Origin of the sequence: Dickeya oryzae (assembly GCF_009372235.1) — a bacterium.
GTDB classification, from domain to species: Bacteria; Pseudomonadota; Gammaproteobacteria; order Enterobacterales; family Enterobacteriaceae; genus Dickeya; species Dickeya oryzae.
In genome coordinates this window covers 416,003-435,216 of sequence record NZ_ML762921.1, presented here as the reverse complement: position 1 = coordinate 435,216, position 19,214 = coordinate 416,003, and the positions used below count along the sequence as shown (strand labels likewise).

Annotated in this window: 13 protein-coding genes and 1 pseudogene; 7 read left to right on the top strand and 7 right to left on the bottom strand. The window is 54.0% G+C overall.

The features are described from left to right. Window positions 1–41 precede the first annotated feature (41 nt). The 3 genes from FAZ14_RS07070 (at window position 42) to FAZ14_RS07060 (ending at window position 8,094) form a co-directional block, all read left to right on the top strand. Window positions 42–872: a phage tail protein gene (locus FAZ14_RS07070; RefSeq protein WP_016940730.1), complete on the top strand. Its 831-nt coding sequence runs from the start codon at window positions 42–44 to the stop codon at window positions 870–872. Between the two features lie 133 nt (window positions 873–1,005). Beyond that, window positions 1,006–6,528, top strand: a complete 5,523-nt coding sequence (locus FAZ14_RS07065) for a putative Ig domain-containing protein (RefSeq protein WP_153508285.1) — start codon at window positions 1,006–1,008, stop codon at window positions 6,526–6,528. Between the two features lie 57 nt (window positions 6,529–6,585). After that, window positions 6,586–8,094 carry a TolC family protein gene (locus tag FAZ14_RS07060; RefSeq protein ID WP_016940728.1) on the top strand — a complete coding sequence of 503 codons (1,509 nt, stop codon included), beginning with the start codon at window positions 6,586–6,588 and terminating at the stop codon, window positions 8,092–8,094. Between the two features lie 141 nt (window positions 8,095–8,235). Here the strand turns inward: FAZ14_RS07060 and FAZ14_RS07055 are convergent, their stop codons facing one another. Both FAZ14_RS07055 and FAZ14_RS07050 read right to left on the bottom strand, forming a co-directional pair. Beyond that, window positions 8,236–8,643 carry a hypothetical protein gene (locus tag FAZ14_RS07055; protein ID WP_080578334.1) on the bottom strand — a complete coding sequence of 136 codons (408 nt, stop codon included), beginning with the start codon at window positions 8,641–8,643 and terminating at the stop codon, window positions 8,236–8,238. A 235-nt stretch (window positions 8,644–8,878) separates the two neighbouring features. After that, window positions 8,879–10,471 carry a methyl-accepting chemotaxis protein gene (locus FAZ14_RS07050; protein ID WP_153508284.1) on the bottom strand — a complete coding sequence of 531 codons (1,593 nt, stop codon included), beginning with the start codon at window positions 10,469–10,471 and terminating at the stop codon, window positions 8,879–8,881. A gap of 1,230 nt (window positions 10,472–11,701) precedes the next feature. On the opposite strand from FAZ14_RS07050, the gene FAZ14_RS07045 reads away from it, so the two are divergent. Further along, window positions 11,702–13,372, top strand: a complete 1,671-nt coding sequence (locus tag FAZ14_RS07045) for a methyl-accepting chemotaxis protein (protein ID WP_016940724.1) — start codon at window positions 11,702–11,704, stop codon at window positions 13,370–13,372. Between the two features lie 163 nt (window positions 13,373–13,535). Here the strand turns inward: FAZ14_RS07045 and FAZ14_RS20265 are convergent. Next, window positions 13,536–13,649: pseudogene (locus tag FAZ14_RS20265) on the bottom strand (LysR family transcriptional regulator); the annotation flags it as partial. Window positions 13,650–13,764: 115 nt separating this feature from the next. Here FAZ14_RS20265 and FAZ14_RS07040 point away from each other — a divergent pair. The 3 genes from FAZ14_RS07040 (at window position 13,765) to FAZ14_RS07030 (ending at window position 15,865) form a co-directional block, all read left to right on the top strand. After that, window positions 13,765–14,235 (top strand): MarR family winged helix-turn-helix transcriptional regulator, encoded by a 471-nt coding sequence (locus FAZ14_RS07040; RefSeq protein ID WP_016940723.1) that lies wholly within the window; start codon window positions 13,765–13,767, stop codon window positions 14,233–14,235. A 121-nt stretch (window positions 14,236–14,356) separates the two neighbouring features. Then, window positions 14,357–14,782, top strand: coding sequence for an organic hydroperoxide resistance protein (locus FAZ14_RS07035; protein ID WP_153508296.1), 426 nt, complete (start codon window positions 14,357–14,359; stop codon window positions 14,780–14,782). 72 nt (window positions 14,783–14,854) lie between these two features. After that, window positions 14,855–15,865: an alpha/beta hydrolase gene (locus FAZ14_RS07030; protein ID WP_153508283.1), complete on the top strand. Its 1,011-nt coding sequence runs from the start codon at window positions 14,855–14,857 to the stop codon at window positions 15,863–15,865. 42 nt (window positions 15,866–15,907) lie between these two features. On the opposite strand, the gene FAZ14_RS07025 is transcribed toward FAZ14_RS07030, so the two are convergent. From FAZ14_RS07025 to FAZ14_RS07010, 4 genes are read right to left on the bottom strand one after another with little or no spacing between them, the layout of a single operon-like run. Continuing rightward, entirely contained in the window at window positions 15,908–16,726 is an 819-nt protein-coding gene (locus tag FAZ14_RS07025) for an amino acid ABC transporter ATP-binding protein (protein ID WP_023640837.1), read from the bottom strand. Further along, a complete protein-coding gene (locus tag FAZ14_RS07020; RefSeq protein WP_153508282.1) occupies window positions 16,719–17,669 on the bottom strand; it encodes an amino acid ABC transporter permease in 951 nt (316 codons plus the stop codon). Before FAZ14_RS07020 ends, FAZ14_RS07025 begins: the two co-directional genes overlap by 8 nt. A 13-nt stretch (window positions 17,670–17,682) precedes the next feature. Further along, a complete protein-coding gene (locus FAZ14_RS07015) occupies window positions 17,683–18,213 on the bottom strand; it encodes a GNAT family N-acetyltransferase (protein WP_023640835.1) in 531 nt (176 codons plus the stop codon). A 23-nt stretch (window positions 18,214–18,236) separates the two neighbouring features. Next, window positions 18,237–19,184 carry an ABC transporter substrate-binding protein gene (locus FAZ14_RS07010; RefSeq protein WP_153508281.1) on the bottom strand — a complete coding sequence of 316 codons (948 nt, stop codon included), beginning with the start codon at window positions 19,182–19,184 and terminating at the stop codon, window positions 18,237–18,239. Between the last annotated feature and the right edge of the window lie 30 nt (window positions 19,185–19,214).

Below are 19,214 nucleotides of genomic sequence, written 5' to 3'. Positions count from 1 at the left end.
CAAATAGATAAGTACTTTTACGATGGTGAGGAGAGATATCCATGATGCATGCTAAGAAGGTTTTTACCCAAACAGCGATAACTGTAGCCATGGTTGGCGGTATTGTATGGCCTCAGATTGCTTCCGCCTGTGGTTCGGAAGAATACATTGGTTCTGTCTGTTATACCGCGGCGCAATTCTGTCCTGCCGGTTTTGTGCCAGCGGACGGGCGTTCACTGAGTATTCAGCAGAATAACGCGCTTTATTCCTTAGTCAGCACCGTCTACGGTGGTGATGGTAAGACAACGTTTAACGTGCCTGACTTACGTGGCCGTGTGACTGTAGGGCAGGGGTCTACGACGGAGGCAGATTTCAGGAATATTGGGACAAAAGCAGGTAATACCCGAGTGATGCTGACATCCACTCAGATAACACCGCATATCCACCCGGCAACCTTTACACCCAGTACGACGCCAACAACCGATGTGACTGTTCCGGCACAGACGGGAAATCTAGCGGTGACGGCGTTGCTGCCACTCGTGACGACAGCGAGTGGCAGTGCAACGGCGACTCCCGCACCGACGGGGACGAACAATTTTCTCGGTGCTTTAACCGGTAAGGCAATTAATGGTTTATCGAGTTACAACGTCAACTTTACCGGGGTGTTCTCACAAACGAGACCCAGCCCGGTGACGGCTTCCGCGCCGGTTGATACCACTGTGACAGGTACGGCCTCAACGCCCTCCTTCACCTTCAAGGTGCCAACCGGCGGAACGGTGGCGGTTGCGGCGAATATTCCGGTAGGAACACAAGCCCCTGTTGATGTTCGGCAGCCTTCGCTGACGCTGTTGCCTTGTATTGCTGTATCGGGGCTCTATCCACCAAGAGAGTGAGTCTTATGTCTCTGGCAAGGTTGCCTGGCTTCCTTGCCAGATGATTAGCACCGGCAAAGGCAAACGTCGTATAAACCGGTTAATTAGGTTGAATGTATCTGTCGTTAATTACCGATAAGCATCGGAGTTTTTTATGCTGTGGCGTCAATTTTTTAAAAAGCAGGCTCAACCAGTCGTTATCTCTGAAACGGCTGTACAACCTTTTGTCTGCGGTTATGTGTTGGAAGCCCGTATGCTGTTTGACGGCGCAATTGCAGCCACAGTCGAGCAGACGACAGATACACACACTACCGAGGCTCAAACGGCCAGCACGACTGCCCACACAACGTCGGCTGAGACGGCATCTCAGTCTGATAGCAGTAGTCATGCGGGCCAGGATGCCGGCAATCAGAGTACAGCCACCAAGAGTACCTCAAATAGCAGCACCTCAACTGATAGTCATTCGACTACTGACAGTCACTCAACGACGAGTACCGCTACAGATAGCAGTGATGTTGCGGCAGTCGCGGGGGCAACCGTACACAAAGAAGTGGTGTTTATCGATACCTCGGTGGCGGGTTATCAGACGCTGGTTGCCAACGTTCCGGCCGGGATGGAAGTCGTATTGCTGGATGGCAGCAAAGATGGTTTGACACAGATGGCCGTATGGGCGCAAACGCACAGCGGCTACGATGCTATTCATGTACTTAGTCACGGTAGTGAGGGATCCACACAACTCGGCACCCTGACACTGAACAGTGCGGTCGCGCTTGCCCGGGCCAATGATCTGGCGACGCTCGGTGCGGCATTGAATGCCGATGGTGATCTCCTGCTGTATGGCTGCGATGTGGCGCAGGCATCCGGGCAACAGTTTGCTTCTCTGCTGGCGCAATTGACCTCGGCAGATGTGGCGGCGTCAACCACCCCAACAGGGGCATCGGCACTCGGCGGTGATTGGGTCACAGAATTTCATACCGGAGAGATTGGTGTACAGGATTTGGCTATCAGCAGTTATACCAATCTGTTGTCGGTGAGTAGCACTTCAGTCACGGTGACCGCGTATAATGATCCGGCCACGGAGTACTATCCCTTGACGTCGGTAGGGAGCGGTGTTGAATTTGATAACACTGGCAATCCTATTGATATCGACCCGACCAATAACACGATCACGATTACTTACAAAAATGACGCATCGCTGGGCACAGGGTTTGACCTGGTGTTTCAGGGCGGCAGTCTCGACCATTTTACTGGTATTAGCAAGACCTCCAGTTCCGGGCAAAACCCCAACGATGTCACTGCCACCGTTTCCGGCAAAACCATCCATATTGATGCAGGGAACGGCGGGTTCACTAATGGCACGATCGTCTTCACATTCACATCGGTAAATATATCGACGGATACCGCTCCCACGGTTACCGGTAGCGCGACCAATCCTACCTACACAGAAAATGGCGCTGGTGTCAGCCTGTTTTCAGGGGTGACGGCCTCCACCAATGATAGCGGGCAGACGTTTAGCGGTGCGGTGTTTACCGTCAGCAATGTGGCTGACAGCACGGAATACCTGACCATTAACGGGGTGGATGTTGCACTCACTAACGGTAATAGCCTCTCTCTGGGCAGTGGTTACGGCACCGCCAGCGTCAGTAAGAGTGGCAACACGGCAACGGTGACCTTATCTGGCGCGGCCATCAGTGGTGCCAGTATGAGTACGTTATTGTCGGGTATGACTTACCGCAATAGCAGTGAAAACCCTTCCGTAACATCGCGCACCGTGACGCTCAGCCAGCTAACCGATAGCGGTAGCACCAATAATACGGCTTCGCCCAGTCTCAGTAGTCAAGTGACCGTTCATGCCGTCAATGATGCCCCAACGGATATTTCGCTCACGTCAAATAGCATAGGACAGTCATTGGGCAGCAATGGCACGGTCGGTACGCTCAGTGCAACGGATGTTGATTCCAATTCCTTTACCTATACGTTGGTATCGGGTACCGGCAGTACCGACAACAGCTTGTTTTCGATTACCGGTAACACGCTGAAAGTGAACAACGCCGCCACGATGACACCCGGAACCTATTCGGTGCGGATACAGGTGAGTGACGGTACCGACACCTATCAAAAAGTCTTTTCAGTTACGGTAAGCGATGATGTCAGGCCGACATTTGACGTTGCGCCTGCGGCCAGCAACATTAGCGCGAGCGGTTTTGACCTGTCGGCCAGCATGGATGAGGCGGGAACGATTTATTACGTGATTGTCGCTGACGGTGCTTCAGCCCCCAGCGTGGGTCAGATTATCGCCGGTCAGAATGCCTCGGGGGCGGCTGCAATCGGTTCCGGTAGCCATGTCGTCAGCAGCGCGCCGTATACCTATTCCTTTGGCATCACGGGATTAAATGGCGCAAGTAGCTACGACGTCTATGTAGTGGCAAAAGATAGCGCGAACAACCAGATACTCAGTGCAACCAAGGTCGATGTCACCACATCGTCCAACACTGCGCCGGTATTCAGCAACCTCAACGGCGGAGCCACCTATACCGAAAATGGCAGCGCGGTGGTGATAGACAACGATGTCACGGTCGCCGATACCGAGCTGAATGCGCTTAACAGTGGACTGGGCAACTATAGCGGTGCATCGCTCACGATCGCCCGCAATGGTGGGGCCAGCAGTAACGACATCTTCGGTAATAGCGGGCTGTTAGGCGCACTGACGCAAGGGCAAAACTTCACCTATAACGGTACGACGGTGGGTAGCGTCACGGCGAACTCCTCCGGCACGCTGACGCTGACGTTCAATAGCAATGCAACGTCGGCGATAGTGAATGCGGTGCTGCAATCCCTGACCTATACCAACAGCTCTGACGATCCGCCAGCGAGTGTGACGCTTAACTGGACCTTTAATGACGGTTCGCTCAATAGCACGGGTACGAATCAGGCGGTACTGAGTATCACACCGGTCAACGACGCACCGGTCATCAGCAACACGTCGGTCAGCAAAACGTTCAATGAGGATAGCGCCCAGACCTTTAGCGCTGCCGATTTTGGTTTCAGTGATGTGGACAGTGGCGACACCCTGCAATCGATCACTATCGTTACGGCACCGAGCGCTGGTGAGCTGTTTATTGACGCCAACAGTGACGGTGTTCGCGACAGCGGTGATACGTTGCTTGGCAATGGTGCGGTGGTCAGTGCGGCCAACATCGGCAAACTGACCTTCCGTCCGGCAGCGAATGCCAACGGTGTGGGTTATGCCTCCTTTACCTGGAAGGTTAGCGATGGCACGGTGTTGTCCGGCAATACCGGGACGATGACACTTAACGTCACGCCGGTTAACGATGCGCCGGTCATCAGCAATACGTCAGTCAGTAAAACTTTTAATGAGGATAGCTCCCAGACCTTTAGCGCCGCGGATTTTGGTTTCAGCGACGTGGACAGCGGCGACACCCTGCAATCCATTACCATCGTCACCGGGCCGAGCGCCGGTGAGTTGTTTATTGACGCGAACAACGACGGTGTACGTGGCGGCGGCGATACCTTACTGGGTAATGGATCGGTGGTCAGCGCGGCTGATATTGGCAAACTGACCTTCCGCCCGACCGCGAATGCCAACGGCACGGGTTATGCCTCCTTTACCTGGAAGGTCAGCGATGGCACGGCGTTGTCCGCTAATATGGGAACGATGACCCTTAACGTCACGCCGGTTAACGATGCGCCAACGTTATCCAGCGGTGCGACGGTCACCCTGACTTCTACGACGGAAGATGTCACATCCTCTGCCACCACGGTGTCGTCGTTGCTCAGCGGTGCGGGCTATGGGGATGTCGACAGCGGGGCGTCCAGCGGCATTGCGATTACGGCGACGGTTGGGAATGGCGGCTGGCAGTATTCCACTGATAGCGGGGCTAACTGGTTCAATATCGGCACGGTATCCGGTTCATCAGCACTGTTGCTCGGGTCAACGGCACAACTGCGTTATGTGCCGGACAGCGCCAATGGTGAAACCGCCACCCTGAGCTTCAGGGCATGGGATCAGACCAGTGGTACGGCAACCAACGGTGCCACCAAAGGGCTGGCAGATGCCTCGACCACGGGCGGCAGCAGTGCGTTCTCCACCAATAGCGCGCAGGCATCGCTGGTGGTCACCAGCGTGAATGATGCCCCTACCGTGGGAAGCACGGTCAGTACCCAAAGCGCCACCAAGGATACGGCGTTCAGCTTCACCGTACCTGGCGGTACTTTTGTCGATGTGGATAGCGGCGATACGTTGACGCTGACTGCGACACAGTCAGACGGCTCGGCACTGCCCACCTGGCTGAGCTTTAACCCATCCACCCGGACCTTCTCCGGCACCCCGGGACACAGTGATGTCGGCAACCTGACGATTCGGATAACCGCGACTGACAGCAGTAATGCCTCGGTCAGCACCACCTTTGGCTTGACGGTGAATAACAGTAATCTCCCGCCCGTGGTCTCCACCCCGGTGACGGAGCAGTCCATCGCACAAAATGGCAGCTTCAACTTCACTGTTCCGGCAGGGACATTTACCGACCCGGATACCGGCGACACGCTGACACTGAGCGCGACCCGGGCAGACGGCTCGGCACTGCCGGGTTGGCTGAGCTTTAACCCGGCCACCCGGACCTTCTCCGGTACGCCGGGCAATGGCGATGTGGGCAATCTGACCATTCGGGTGACGGCAACCGACGGCAGCAACGCGTCGGTCAGCACCACCTTCGGGCTGGTCGTCACCAATGTGAATGATGCGCCGGTCGTCTCTGGTGCGTTGGGAGCCCAGACGGCGGCACAAAACAGTGGTTTCAACTTCACTGTTCCGGCCGGGACATTTACCGACCCGGATACCGGCGACACGCTGACGCTGAGTGCGACGCAGGCAGATGGCTCGGCACTGCCGGGCTGGCTGAGCTTTAACCCGACCACCCGCACCTTCTCCGGTACGCCGGGCAATGGCGACGTGGGCAATCTGACCATTCGGGTGACGGCAACCGATGGCAGCAACACGTCGGTCAGCACCACCTTCGGGCTGGTCGTTACCGGCAGCAGTGTGGATAACGGCGATCCGGAATTTAGGATCAATGGCGGTACAAGCGTGCAACCGACAGCGACGCCCGTGCCCGTGGTGACGGTGACACCTGCCGCACCGGTCACGTTAGGTGCGTTGTTCGCCCCGACATCGCTCGGTGCGTTGAATGCGACCAGCACGGCGGATAACGCTACTGCGGCATCAACCATCTTTCAGGCGGCTCAACGCGCGCCACAAGTCAGTAACGCACCGGTCGGCCAGATAGCCAGTGCGTTTGTTCAGGGGGCTGTTTCCAGCAGTGCCAGTCTGTTTGACAGTTCGCTGGGGTCATTCCCCAGTTTCAATACCGGTGGCGCCCTGGGGGGAAGTTCTTCGCTGGCGGGGGTGTTCTCTGGCATCAGTCTGCCTTCTCTGTCGCCGATGGCGGTGTTCTCCGGCGGTAGCTGGCGCGACATCAATACCAACAGCGCCAATACCGGTCGGGTGACGACGCCGGTGGGCGGTGTGGCGATGCAATTTGCCCCCGATCTGGAACGGCAGTTACAACACATTGGGAACGATACGCAGCAGCGGCTGGCGGCGATTGAGCAGGCATTGCTCGATATCGGCCAGATCACCTACGAACAACAGCAAGGGTAATGGTGACCTCGGGGTAAGGTGTTTATGACAATAACAACAAGGGTCAGGAGTGGAATCGTGGTCAAGGGTCGGAAACTTTTCAGTCTTAGCCTCATCGTGGTAGCAATGAGCGGCTGTGCCGTTACCAGTCAGCCCATTTCTAAGGAACAAAGTGAGCAGCGTATTCGGCAGGATAAGGTCGCGATGTTCAGTAAACAGGAGCCGGTGACGGCACCGATCACACTGTACGATGCGATGGCCAGAGCGCTTAAATATAACCTGGAAGCCCGGCTGAAAGTGATGGAGCAGGCGTTATCGCAACAGCAACTGGAGCTGGCCCGCTATGACATGTTGCCGCAGATGGCGATGTCGGCAGGGTATGTCGGGCGCAGCAACACCAGTGCATCCAGTAGTCGTAGTATTCAAACCGGGCGGCAATCACTGGAGCCTTCCACCTCGCTTGACCAAAACCGTGATGTCGCTGACCTGACGATGGTCTGGAACGTGCTGGATTTCGGTGTCAGTTATGTCAACGCCAAACAGAGAGCTGACCAACGCTGGATTGCTGATGAACGCAAACGCAAGGTCGTCCACACCATCATTCAGGATGTGCGTTCCGCATACTGGCGTGCGGTAGCGGCTGAGCGGCTGCTGGGCCGCATTGATAGCCTGATCGATAGGGTGAATCAGGCGCGCGAAGCCAGCGAACACATGAGTACGCAGCAAGTGGGCGACCCGGTTGAAGCGCTCAGTTATCGCCGCGCGTTAATTGATGCTGTGCGCCAACTGGAAGAGCAACGCCGGGCGTTGTCATTGGCGAAGACCGAACTGGCGACATTGATGAACCTGCCGCTGGATACCCCATATACGCTGGCACTGCCGGATAATCGTGAGATGCCGGTGCCGCAACTGAATGTCGATTTCACTACCCTGGAGCAGACGGCGCTGCTGAGCCGCCCGGAACTGAAAGAGCAGGATTATCAGGTGCGCATTCACGCCGCGGAAACCCGCAAGTCGTTGCTGCGTATGCTGCCGGGGCTGGAGGTGAGCGCCGGTGGTCACTACGACAGCAACTCTTTTATGGTGAACCAAAGCTGGGCGGATGTGGGCGTGAAGGTGACCTGGAACCTGTTTAATCTGCTGTCAGGGCCTGCGGCGTATAAAACGGCACAGGCGAATGAAAGCGTGTCGGAAGTGCAGCGTCAGGCCATGTCGCTGGCTATCATGGCGCAGTTGTACATCGCCCGGGCCAACTTCAATGAAGCGGTGCGTCAGTATAAAACCAGTGTTGAACTGCGTGATCTCGATGGTCAGATTGCCGAGCAGCTCAGAAACCGTTACAAGGCGAACAGTATCGGCGAACTGCAACTGATTCAGGGGGAACTCAATGCCCTGAACGCCAACTTGCGTCAGGATCTGGCTTATGCGGAGTTGCGTAACAGCTATGGCCAAATCCTCTCAACCGTTGGGCTGGATTTGCTGCCAAAAACGCTGCCATCCGACCGGCTGGCGGATATCAGTCAGGCGTTACGCCAGTCTGAGACTAACTGGCAGCAGGGTAAGATAAGCGCATTACAGTCATTCTAATCCATCCTATGCAAGCATCATGCTGATGGTCTGATGATAACGCTGGTGCCTGTGATGCAGGCACCAGACACCAGATAGATCAGCCTCCTGAATGCTGACGGTTGCTATGCTCAACCCCTGACCGTGCTCTTTGGCTTTTGCTCACTCTACCGTGATGCTATGCCCATCCTGATGTGTTATCCGAAGCGTTGTCCCCGTAATCGCCATCTGCACCGCCTGACGGATAGTCAGGGTGCCGACCACCGGATGAGGCTGAATTGCGCCGGTTTTGCTGGTGTCGGTAATCACAACGCAGCCGGTGGTATGGGCAAGCTGCTGCGCGGTTTCGTCGAATCGGTTGAAATACAGGTGATAAGTCCCGACCTTATCGCACTTGCCATACGGCACTGAACGATAGGGCGATGATGTGGTGTCAGGCTCCGTTGTCGTGCCGGGTTCCGTTGTAGTGTGGGAACATCCAGCCAGCAGCAACACACCGGATAAACACAGGCAGGAGAACCACGTGCGCGTTGACAGCAAAACGGCGAGAACGGGGTGAGATAGCATCATAATACCTCCGAAGACAGGTCAGCCCGTCTAGCGTCAATAACGCGGGGCGGTGTCGCATAGGGTTGCGGGAACCTTCATCGTATTGCTGCGGGATGTAAAAGATCGCTGGTCGGGTGTAACAAGCGTGCTGATTGCGGTGAGCATCCGTTTCCGGTCGACTCGTGTGGCGGAAAATCAGCCCGCCGTCGGTGGCGGGCTGTGGAAAGGCGTTGCGTTGAAGGGGGATCAGCACGCCTTAACGTGGCGCGGCGAGCGCCATCGGACTGTTATCGTCCAGATTGAAAAAGGTCATGGTGTCGTCCAGATGTCTGGCCTGTTCGTGTAGCGAAGAGCTGGCGGAGGCGGATTCTTCAACCAGCGCCGCATTTTGCTGGGAGGCTTGCTCAAGCTGCGTGATAGCGGCGTTAACCTGTTCGATACCTTTAGCCTGCTCTGACGAAGCGATAGAGATATCCGACATAAATTCGTTGACACGTTTAATCTCATCCATCAGTCGTGCCATATCCTGTGTGGAGAGCGACGCCACTTTTTCTCCCTGAGCGATCTCATCCGCGGTTTTTTCGATCAACTCTTTGATTTCTCGTGCCGAACCGGCGCTGCGTTGTGCCAGACTGCGCACTTCTGAGGCGACCACCGCAAAACCTTTACCTGCTTCACCAGCACGGGCGGCTTCCACCGCCGCGTTCAGCGCCAGAATGTTGGTCTGGAAAGCGATGCCGTCCATGATGCTGATGATATCGTTGATTTTGTTCGAGCTATCGGAAATATACTGAATCCGTTCGATCATCTGGCTAAAGTTGCTGGCGTTCTTTTCTGCCAGTGCTGCGACAGAATTGGTCAGCGCCATGGCTTTACTGGTGTTGGCGGTATTTTCCTGCACGGACGCGGTGATTTGTTCCATGCTGGCAGCCGTTTGCTCAACGGAGGATGCCTGCGCTTCGGTTCGGGCGGCGAAATCCCGGTTGGCGGCAGAAATCTGCTCGGCACCCGCGGCGACAGAACTGGCCGACTCTCTGACGTCCAACACGATTTTGCGAAATGCCTGCTGCATGTCTTTCAGTGACAGCATCAGGCTACCCATCTCGGTATTGTGCTGTGGCGGAATATCCAGTGTCAGTACACCGTGTTCCATCATGCCGAAATAGGTTCTGACCTTCTGCATCGGGTGCAACACCACGTCACGGATGAACTTCAGGGTGATCAGACTTAATATCAGCGCGACTATTAGCGTAGCGATAAGGATGGTTAATGTGCGTTGATAGAAGTTATCCGCCTGCGTGATCTCCTCGTTACCAACTCCTTTGGCTAACGTCACAAATTGCTCCAGCTTTTTACGGAACACGGCACCTTTTTCCAGTGCACTGGGGGCCAGTTTGGAATAGAAGCTCTCGAGATTTCGTTCCCGCAGTACCGTAAGCATGGGGGCGACGGCGTTGTTCATATAGTCATTGAAGGTGTCATCAAGATCATTGCGAAGCGCCTGGCCTTGCGGTGTTTGTGCCGGGATACGACGCAGTTCCGCCATGGTGCTGTTGGCGGAGGTGATGTAACCGTTCAGTCGCTCCAGACCGGTCTGAATCGTCGCGTCATCTTTTTTGTCTCCAATCGCCAGCGCGATGTTGAAACCGGCCAGTCTGGCATTGAGCATTTCTGAATAGGCCGAATAAAGGGGAACGAGCTGCTCGCCCTCAATCCCGTTGACGTTTCGGATAGACTTGTTGCTTTGTATGGAGGAATACAAGCTAAAAGTACAAATAGACAGTAGCAATAGTGCGAATACAGCGAGTACGCAGTAAAGCCCATTTCTTATTTTGATTTTTTCTAACATCCCCATCTCCTTTGAAGTGTTGATTTTCCCTACCTGCCGCTATTGATGCCTCCGCTCTTGCAGGCATCAGCCAATATCAGTAAGGCAACGAGTATACCCGTCATACTTCACGTTGCAGGTTGTTGCCCTGAAACCCGAATATTGAGGGTATATGCTGTGTTTATCATCAGACGGTACACCGGCCCGATTATGGGAACAGACTAATAGTTTTACCGCGAATGGTTGTTGATGTAGGTCAGGCTGAGTCTCGTAATGATTCACACCCAGCAAGCTGATAACTCAACCCGTTGTCTGTCGTGGTGCGATTTTCGCATCGATCTCCTTTATCGATCATTTCTCCTTGTTGGTATGCGTGTTGCGTTTCAGGGATGATATCAATAAACGCGGTGGAGTGATGTGCCGTAAGTAATGTTTATGTAATATTGTCGGTATTCGGGGCGCGGTTTCATCAACAAATGGGTAACATGCCATCGCATGGCTGCTCAGGCATAATGATGTGAAAAAACGATGTTGCCCCTGTCATCCATTCTTTCCTTTCTCTTATGTCTTTGCGCGGTCTAATCCGGGGAAAAGTCATTTTATCGCGTTAATAAACGTGGCAATGGTTGACAGAACGTATCATCTTTCATCACAAAACCGAGCAAGTAACGGGAGAATGATCCCGATAAAATGTCATTTTCCTCACAAAAAATACGCTCTGTGTTTTGATCTTTAATCAATCCACGGCCTGTTTTTTCGCATCATGAATTATTCAACAAAATGATTGTAATGTACTTTAATTCCATAATAACCAGAGTGTGATAATCTCAAGTCATATTTCCATTGCCTGTCTGCCTGATTTTATTTTTTTAATTTATTTTAATGATGTGGTGTAAAGAAAAAGAATGTTAAGTCGATAAACGGTATATGCTATTATATTATTCTTATCGTATCCCCGGTGGGTGTTTGATTTTAGGTGAGTCGTCTACTTATTTCATCAATCATCATGTTGATGGGTGTGGTTATGTCATTAAAATTAATATTTTTTTTGATGGAGCTTGTTGTTTCAGGGATGGTGGGGAATTGCCAAAGTACTTCCAGGGCCAGTGCTTAAAAAACGATGTCATGCAGCCAGTACATCTATAGCCTGCAGTATGAAGGTTATGGAAAAAGTATGTTAGTTAAACGGGTTTATATCGAATGAAAGTCCATAAGAGAAAGTAAAATACATTTTTATTTTAGAGGTATTAAATGAGTCTAATTCGTAACATCAGGATTAAAATTATGATGCTGGCCATTCTGGCCATATTTACTTTGTTGTGGGGCGGGGTGGGCATATTCTCCCTCTATTCGTTAAATAGTCTGACGGATGAGATTAGCCTGACGAATGTACAGCAAACGAATGGTGATATTATCAATGGTGCCAGTGATCGTTACTACAAAGTTAAATTATCGATGGATGAAGCGATAGCGGCAGGAAATAGCAGCGATCGTGGGCGAAGTTTACTGAATGATGCTGTCGCAGATGTGGAATTCCTGAAAAATGGCCTGGCGCAGTTCAAGGTAACGGATCATGCCAATATCAGCAGCACCTCTATTGATGATATTTACAATAGTTCCTATCAGCTGTTTAGCGAAGCGGTTGTGCCGATGTTGGATGCCGCCAGACAAGGTAATCATGATGCCTATATGAAACTCGTTACGGAGAAATACAACCCGTTGCGGATGAAATTCACCACAGCTATCAGCCACTACAACCAGATTATTAACAATCTGAAAACCGAAGCGCAGGCGCGCATTGCTGCCTGGGTGTACTGGAGCAAAGTGGCGCTGATCGCCGCCATGATTATTGGGTTAGGCGTGGTGGTATTTACCGATCGCTATCTTGCCATTCAGATGGGGCGCCCGCTGGAGCAAGTGAAAGCGCATTTGCAAATCTTGTCGAATGGGCAACTCGATACCACGATTGATGACATGGGACGTAACGAGGTGGGGCAACTCATTCCGTTCGTTAATACCATGCAGCAGAACTGGATAAAAACGGTGGCAGATATTCGCCGTAGCGCCAGCGAAATTTATCATGGCAGCAGCGAAATCGCCGCCGGTAACAGCGACCTGTCCTCACGGACTGAAGAACAGGCGGCGGCGCTGAGTGAAACCGCCGCCAGTATGGAGCAACTGAGCGCCGTGGTGAAACAGAACGCCGATAACGCCCAACAGGCCAGTCTGCTTGCCAGAGAGGCGTCAACCGCTGCCAATAATGGTGGCGAGGTGGTGCAGTCGGTCAGTCACAGTATGCAAAGTATTACCCATAGCTCGCAGAAAATCGCCGATATTATCAATGTGATCGACGGTATTGCCTTCCAGACCAATATTCTGGCGCTGAACGCGGCGGTGGAAGCGGCGCGTGCCGGTGAAGCCGGGCGGGGATTCGCGGTGGTGGCGAGTGAGGTCAGAAATCTGGCGCAGCGCAGTGCGCAGGCGGCGAAAGAAATCAAAACCCTGATTGACGAGTCGGTCGATAATGTCAAAAACGGTTACGAGCAGGTGTCGCTGGCTAGCAAGTCGATGGACGATATTCTGAGGTCAGTTACCAACGTGACGGATATCATGGGTGAAATCGCGTCAGCCTCCAGCGAGCAGAGCAAAGGGATTTCCCAGGTGGGTACCGCCATCACGCAAATGGATAGCGTAACACAGCAGAATGCGGCGTTGGTTGAACAGTCTTCGGCGACATCTTCGTCACTGGAGGAGCAGGCTCACCACCTGAACGAAATTGTCGCGGTGTTCAAACTACCCGGTGTGGCGGATGCATCGACGGCACGTCGGGAACAAAGGCCCACAGGGAAGATGACGGCACTGGCGAACCCGAACTCCGCTTCACGGCAGGAAAAAACCAACGACGATTGGACCTCATTCTGACCCTGATGTCTCAGGGGTACGCAAGTCAATAACTCGCGTTGACAGGCGCGGTAACCAGCAGGTTACCGCGCTTTTTTTATCGCAGTGAGTCGTATTCGGCCAGAGGCTGTCCCTGTTGGCATCCGGAGGCGGGCGGACTCAGCCATCCACCCATCCATCCGCATTACTGGCAATACAGCCGAAAGCGTTTGGCGAGTTGGGCGCCCATCGGCGAGAGCATGGTGTCTTTACGTTGGATCAGGTAGAAGGTGGCCTTGGGCAGTGGCTGCTCCAGTTCCTGAGTGGATTTTGTTGTTTGTTATATCAATAGGTTAACTTTTTCTTTTTCACTCTCGTCAATGTTTAATCTAAATCGCTTGCTATTTAATTTTGAGCGATATAGAGTAGCAGCCATGAACAGAAACGATAGCGATACCAAACCGATGCTGAGTGATGACGCCTTCCGGCTGGACGGCCAACTCTGTTTCGCGCTCTACTCGGCGAATCTGGCGATGAACAAGTTATATCGTCGTTTGCTGACCGAGCTTAACCTCACGTACCCACAGTATCTGGTGATGCTGGTGTTATGGGAACGCGATGGGGTAACGGTTTCTGAACTGGGTGAGCGTCTGTTTCTGGATTCTGCCACGCTGACGCCGCTGCTTAAGCGTCTGCAAACCGCAGGGTTGGTGACGCGCCGTCGTGGCACGCAAGACGAACGTCAGGTGCTGATTGAGCTCACCGACGACGGGCGTGCATTGCAGACCAAAGCGAAGGCCGTACCAGAAGGTGTGTTCTGCGCGTCAGAATGCAATATCGAGCAGTTGCGTGCTATCAAGCATGATTTGGAAACGCTGCGAGCCAGCCTCATCAGACATATTTGATGAGTCGATATGATGTAACGCGTGCTGATTGGACGCGTTTTTTTACCACCAATTAAATAGTGTACGATTTAATATCTGGCGATTTAAATCGCGAATATAATCCACTCAAAGGAGTCACATGATGTCTATTGAAAAAGTTCTCTACGTTGCACATGCGCAAGCGACCGGCGGTCGTGATGGTCGTGCGGTTTCTTCTGACCAGCAGTTGGATGTCAAATTGACCACGCCGCGTGAGCTGGGCGGTGCAGGTGGTGAAGGGACCAACCCGGAACAGCTGTTTGCTGCGGGTTACTCTGCCTGTTTCCTGGGGGCACTGAAGTTCGTCGGCGCACGTGACAAGGTCTCGATTCCTGCGGGGACGACCATTAATGGCAGCGTGGGCATCGGTGCCATCCCGAACGGCTTTGGCATTGAAGTTGAACTGAAAATCACCCTGCCGGGTGTAGACCGTGCGGTAGCGGCAGACCTGGTACAGAAAGCACACATCGTCTGCCCGTACTCCAACGCAACGCGTGGCAACATTGATGTGAAACTGACAGTTATCTGAGTCAGATAGAAATAAGAAAAAAATAACTCATTAGAAAGTAAATGTTTTCACTTAACACCAGGGTAATCCATCATGAGAAAAAGTCTTGTCGCAGCCTTACTGGTTGCTGTAGCGGGGAATGCCGCAGCGGTGGACAACAAGGCACCGTATGCTGAACGTCATGTGCAGGCGTTTCTGGATAAACTGAATGCGGGTGGGGGGAAGCCGCTCGAACAGCTGTCACCAGCAGATGCGCGCAACGTGCTGGTTGCTGCACAAGCGGGGGCGAGCCTGCCTGCGGCTGACGTCACCCAGAAAACCATTACCGTTGATGGGCAGAACATCCCGTTGACCATCGTTAAGCCGGCTGGTAGCACCGGGGTTTTGCCGGTGTTCATGTTCTTCCATGGCGGTGGCTGGATTTTGGGAGATTATCCAACGCACGAACGCTTCGTGCGCGATCTGGTCGTACAGTCCGGTGCGGCGGCAGTCTTTGTCAATTATTCGCCGTCGCCGGAAGCGCATTATCCAGTGGCGATTCACCAGGCGTATGCGGCGACCCGTTGGGTAGCGGAACACGGTAACGAGATCGGCGTAGATGGTTCACGGCTGGCACTGGCGGGTAACAGCGTGGGCGGCAACATGGTGGCAGCGGTAGCGCAGCAGGCTAAACAGGCGGGGACGCCGCACATTCGCTATCAGGTGATGTTCTGGCCAGTGACTGATGCCGATTTTAATACTGCCTCTTACCAGCAGTTTCAGAAGGGGTATTTCCTGAGCCGCAACATGATGAGATGGTTCTGGGATGCTTACACCACGGACAGTGCGCAACGTCGGGATATTTTGGCTTCTCCTTTGCGGGCCACCCGTGAACAGTTGAAAGGGTTACCACCGGCGTTGATTCAAACCGCTGAGCTGGATGTACTACGTGATGAAGGCGAAGCCTATGGTCGTAAGCTGGATGAGGCTGGGGTAGATGTCACCGTCACGCGCTACAACGGCATGATCCACGACTTCGGTCTGCTCAATGCGTTAAGCAATGTACCGGCCACTCGCGCCGCGCTGTTGCAGGCGTCAACTGAACTGCGTGAACGATTGAAGTAACACTTTCATTCCCCGCACGGTGTCGGGGAATGAAAACATCGCTTAGAGCACCTTATTCAAAAAACTGGCGGTGCGTGGATGGGCAGGATGATTCAGTACCTGATACGCATCGCCGCTTTCCACGATTCTGCCATCCACCATGAACACCACCCGATCTGCCACTTCGCGCGCAAAGCCAATCTCATGGGTAACGATCACCATAGTGACGCCCGATCGTGCCAGATCCTTGATGACATCCAGTACTTCGCCCACCAGTTCCGGGTCTAACGCCGAGGTGGGTTCATCAAACAACATCACCTTAGGGTTGAGCGCCAACGCACGGGCAATAGCGATACGTTGTTGCTGCCCGCCGGACAGGTGGCGCGGATAAGCATTCGCTTTGTGGCGTAACCCGACCCGGTCCAGCAGCGCCAGTGCCACGCTCTGTGCCTGGGCGCGGTGGTATAGCCGGTGCACTCGTGGCGCTTCAATAATGTTCTCCAGCACTGTCAGGTGTGGAAACAGGTTGAAGTTCTGGAATACATAGCCAACGCCGATGCGCTGGCGCAGAATCTCCCGTTCTTTTAGCTCGTACAGTGTGTCACCTTCACGGCGATAGCCTATGTAGTCGCCGTCGATACGGATGGTGCCCTCGTCCACCCGCTCCAGGTGGTTGATGGTTCGCAGTAGCGTAGATTTGCCGGAGCCTGACGGCCCGATTATCACCGTCACTGATCCGGGCGGCAGCGTCAGGTTAATATTATCCAGTGCCCGATGCGCACCGAACCATTTGCCTACCCCCTGAATATCGATCCGACCTTTTTCAGCTACGGTGCCTGATACGGTATGTGGGATTGAATAAAGATCAATAGCTTCAGACATGGTATTTCCCTCTGAATATCAGTGCGGTCAGGTGCCGGAAAAGACGTCGTAACGGATGTGTCGGTATTTCCCGTACTGCCCCGCGGGCGACGTAGCGCTCTACAAAGTATTGCAGTACTGACAGTACGCTGGTGATCACCAGATACCAGACGGTCGCGACCATCAGCAGTGGAATGACTTGCTGAGTGCGGTTGTAAATCACCTGCACGGTGTAAAACAGTTCCGGCAGTGCCAGCACGTACACCACCGAGGTGCCCTTGGCCAGGCTAATGATTTCGTTGAAGCCGGTAGGCAGAATGGAACGCAACGCCTGCGGCAGAATAATTCGCCAGGTACGGCGATAACCCGGTAAGCCGAGCGCGGCGGCGGCTTCGAATTGCCCGGCGTCAACACCAAGGATACCGCCACGGATAATTTCGGCGGTGTAGGCCGATTGCACCAGTGTGAGTCCCAGTACGGCGACAGAGAAGGGGCTGAGTACATCAATGGTCGGGTAGCGGAAAAACTCCACTGCCGTGAAAGGGATACCCAATGCCAGTGTGTCGTACAGGTACGAAAAGTTGTAGAGGATTATCAGCACCAGAATCAGCGGCAGTGATCGAAATAACCAGATATACAGCCAGGACAGCGTACTGAGTAAGCTGGATGATGACAGCCGTGCCAACGCCAGCCCGGTACCGACGATCACGCTGAACAAGGTGCCAAGTAGCGTCAGCAACAGGGTACGCCCTAGCCCTTCCAGAATGACGGGATTAAAAAAATAGCTGGCGAACACGGACCATTCCCAGCGGCTGTTGAGTGCCACCGACTCGGCAATACCGGCGAAAATAAATAGCGAAAACACGGTGCCAGCGATACGTAGTGGGTAACGCGCCGGTACCACGCGTAAGGTTGTCGCCGGGGCATCCGTTGGATGCAGTGCGGGGGGGATTGAGTGTGTCATCAGTGTGTCCTTATTACCCGATAGCCCGTTCCTGTTGAGCCACCCGTTCAGACAATGGCCCATACAGCGGTTTACGAAACGGCAACCGACCATCGTGCGGCGGCAGGCTGTAATATTCCGGGTCGAGTTGAGTATCGAACTGTGGTTGATAACCTTCGCTCAGGTATAACCCTACGGCTTCCGGCTGGCGAAAACCGGTTGTCAGAAACAGATCCCGATAGCCCAGCCGACGGGCATGGCGCTCCAGCTCGAGCAGTACTCGTTTGGCGAGCCCCTGACGTCGCAGGGTTCTGTCAGTCCAGATGCGTTTAAGCTCGGCGGTGGTGGCGTCGTAGCGTTTGAACGCGCCAGTGGCGATGGGGCGCTCATCGCGCATCAACACGATAAAAATACCGTCCGGCGGTAGGTAGAGCCCCTGTGGTTCCGGATCCTGATGAGCGAAGTAGTCGCCATAACGCTGACGGTATTCGGCAAATAAACCGTCCAGCACCGGCGCAATGCGTTCGTCTTCCGGGTAGGTGACAATGAAATGTTCCTCAGACATAGCGTTCTCCCTGTGCAACTGGATTACAGCGGCGTGTCGCCCAGACCCCGCGGGTTGATCTCTGAGCGGTTGATTCGCTCCACACCTTCTCCCCAGCGGTTCAGTACCTGGTCGTATTCGCCGCCCTGAATCACGCCATTGAGTGCGGTATTGAGTGCGACCACCAGTCCGTTACCTTTGCGGGTGGTGACCGCGATATGTGCCACCTGAGGCCAACCGCCGTTGACGGTTCCCACCAGGCGAGTCTGCCCATTCAACGCTGCTTTATAGGCACCGGTGACATTCGGGCCGAATGTGGCGTCGGCGCGACCAGACTGAATACTCAGGTTTGCCGCGGCCGCATCGGTAACATAGACCGGCTGAAATGGCGGCAAGCCGACTGCACGGTTTTGCTTGTCCCAGTCAAGCAGGATGGCTTCCTGATTGGTGCCGGAACCGACGATAATCCGCAGCCCGGCAATATCTTTGGCATTGTGGATAGCGGTTATCTTGCTGCTGGATTTCACGTAGAAGCCCAGTGTATCGGCACGGTAGGTGGCAAAGTCAAAACGTTCTTTACGCGCTTTGGTGACGGTTACGTTGGTGATGGCGACATCGTACTTACCGGAGGATACGCCCAGCGGCCAGTCTTCCCATGAGGTTGATACCAGATTCAATTCCAGCCCGAGGCTGTCGGCTACCAGCCGGGCGATGTCCGGTTCGCTGCCGATGAGGCTTTTGTTGTCGTCAGCCAGAAAGGCCAGCGGCGGCGAGGAGCCTAATGCCGCAACGGCGACGGTCAGCTTTCCTGGTTCGACAAACCGGAATCCCGCCGGGAGCTGCGCGATGGCCTGCGGGTTTTTGGGCGCGTGGATCGGCTGTTGATTAGCGTTGAGGTCAATGCCAGCAGCTTGTGCGCTGCCGAGCAATAACCAGCCGCCAAATAGCATCGTGGCCAGGTGATAAAATGGACGAACGGCGAGAGTCTGCATAGCGTATTCCTTGAAGATAAATTTATCAGC

Bases quoted from the DNA above. Each gene is read 5' to 3' on its own strand.
- FAZ14_RS07070 (WP_016940730.1), top strand. From the start codon at position 42: ATGATGCATGCTAAGAAGGTTTTTACCCAAACAGCGATAACTGTAGCC.
- FAZ14_RS07065 (WP_153508285.1), top strand. From the start codon at position 1,006: ATGCTGTGGCGTCAATTTTTTAAAAAGCAGGCTCAACCAGTCGTTATC.
- FAZ14_RS07055 (WP_080578334.1), bottom strand. From the start codon at position 8,643: ATGATGCTATCTCACCCCGTTCTCGCCGTTTTGCTGTCAACGCGCACG.
- FAZ14_RS07050 (WP_153508284.1), bottom strand. From the start codon at position 10,471: ATGTTAGAAAAAATCAAAATAAGAAATGGGCTTTACTGCGTACTCGCT.
- FAZ14_RS07045 (WP_016940724.1), top strand. From the start codon at position 11,702: ATGAGTCTAATTCGTAACATCAGGATTAAAATTATGATGCTGGCCATT.
- FAZ14_RS07040 (WP_016940723.1), top strand. From the start codon at position 13,765: ATGAACAGAAACGATAGCGATACCAAACCGATGCTGAGTGATGACGCC.
- FAZ14_RS07035 (WP_153508296.1), top strand. From the start codon at position 14,357: ATGTCTATTGAAAAAGTTCTCTACGTTGCACATGCGCAAGCGACCGGC.
- FAZ14_RS07030 (WP_153508283.1), top strand. From the start codon at position 14,855: ATGAGAAAAAGTCTTGTCGCAGCCTTACTGGTTGCTGTAGCGGGGAAT.
- FAZ14_RS07025 (WP_023640837.1), bottom strand. From the start codon at position 16,726: ATGTCTGAAGCTATTGATCTTTATTCAATCCCACATACCGTATCAGGC.
- FAZ14_RS07020 (WP_153508282.1), bottom strand. From the start codon at position 17,669: ATGACACACTCAATCCCCCCCGCACTGCATCCAACGGATGCCCCGGCG.
- FAZ14_RS07015 (WP_023640835.1), bottom strand. From the start codon at position 18,213: ATGTCTGAGGAACATTTCATTGTCACCTACCCGGAAGACGAACGCATT.
- FAZ14_RS07010 (WP_153508281.1), bottom strand. From the start codon at position 19,184: ATGCAGACTCTCGCCGTTCGTCCATTTTATCACCTGGCCACGATGCTA.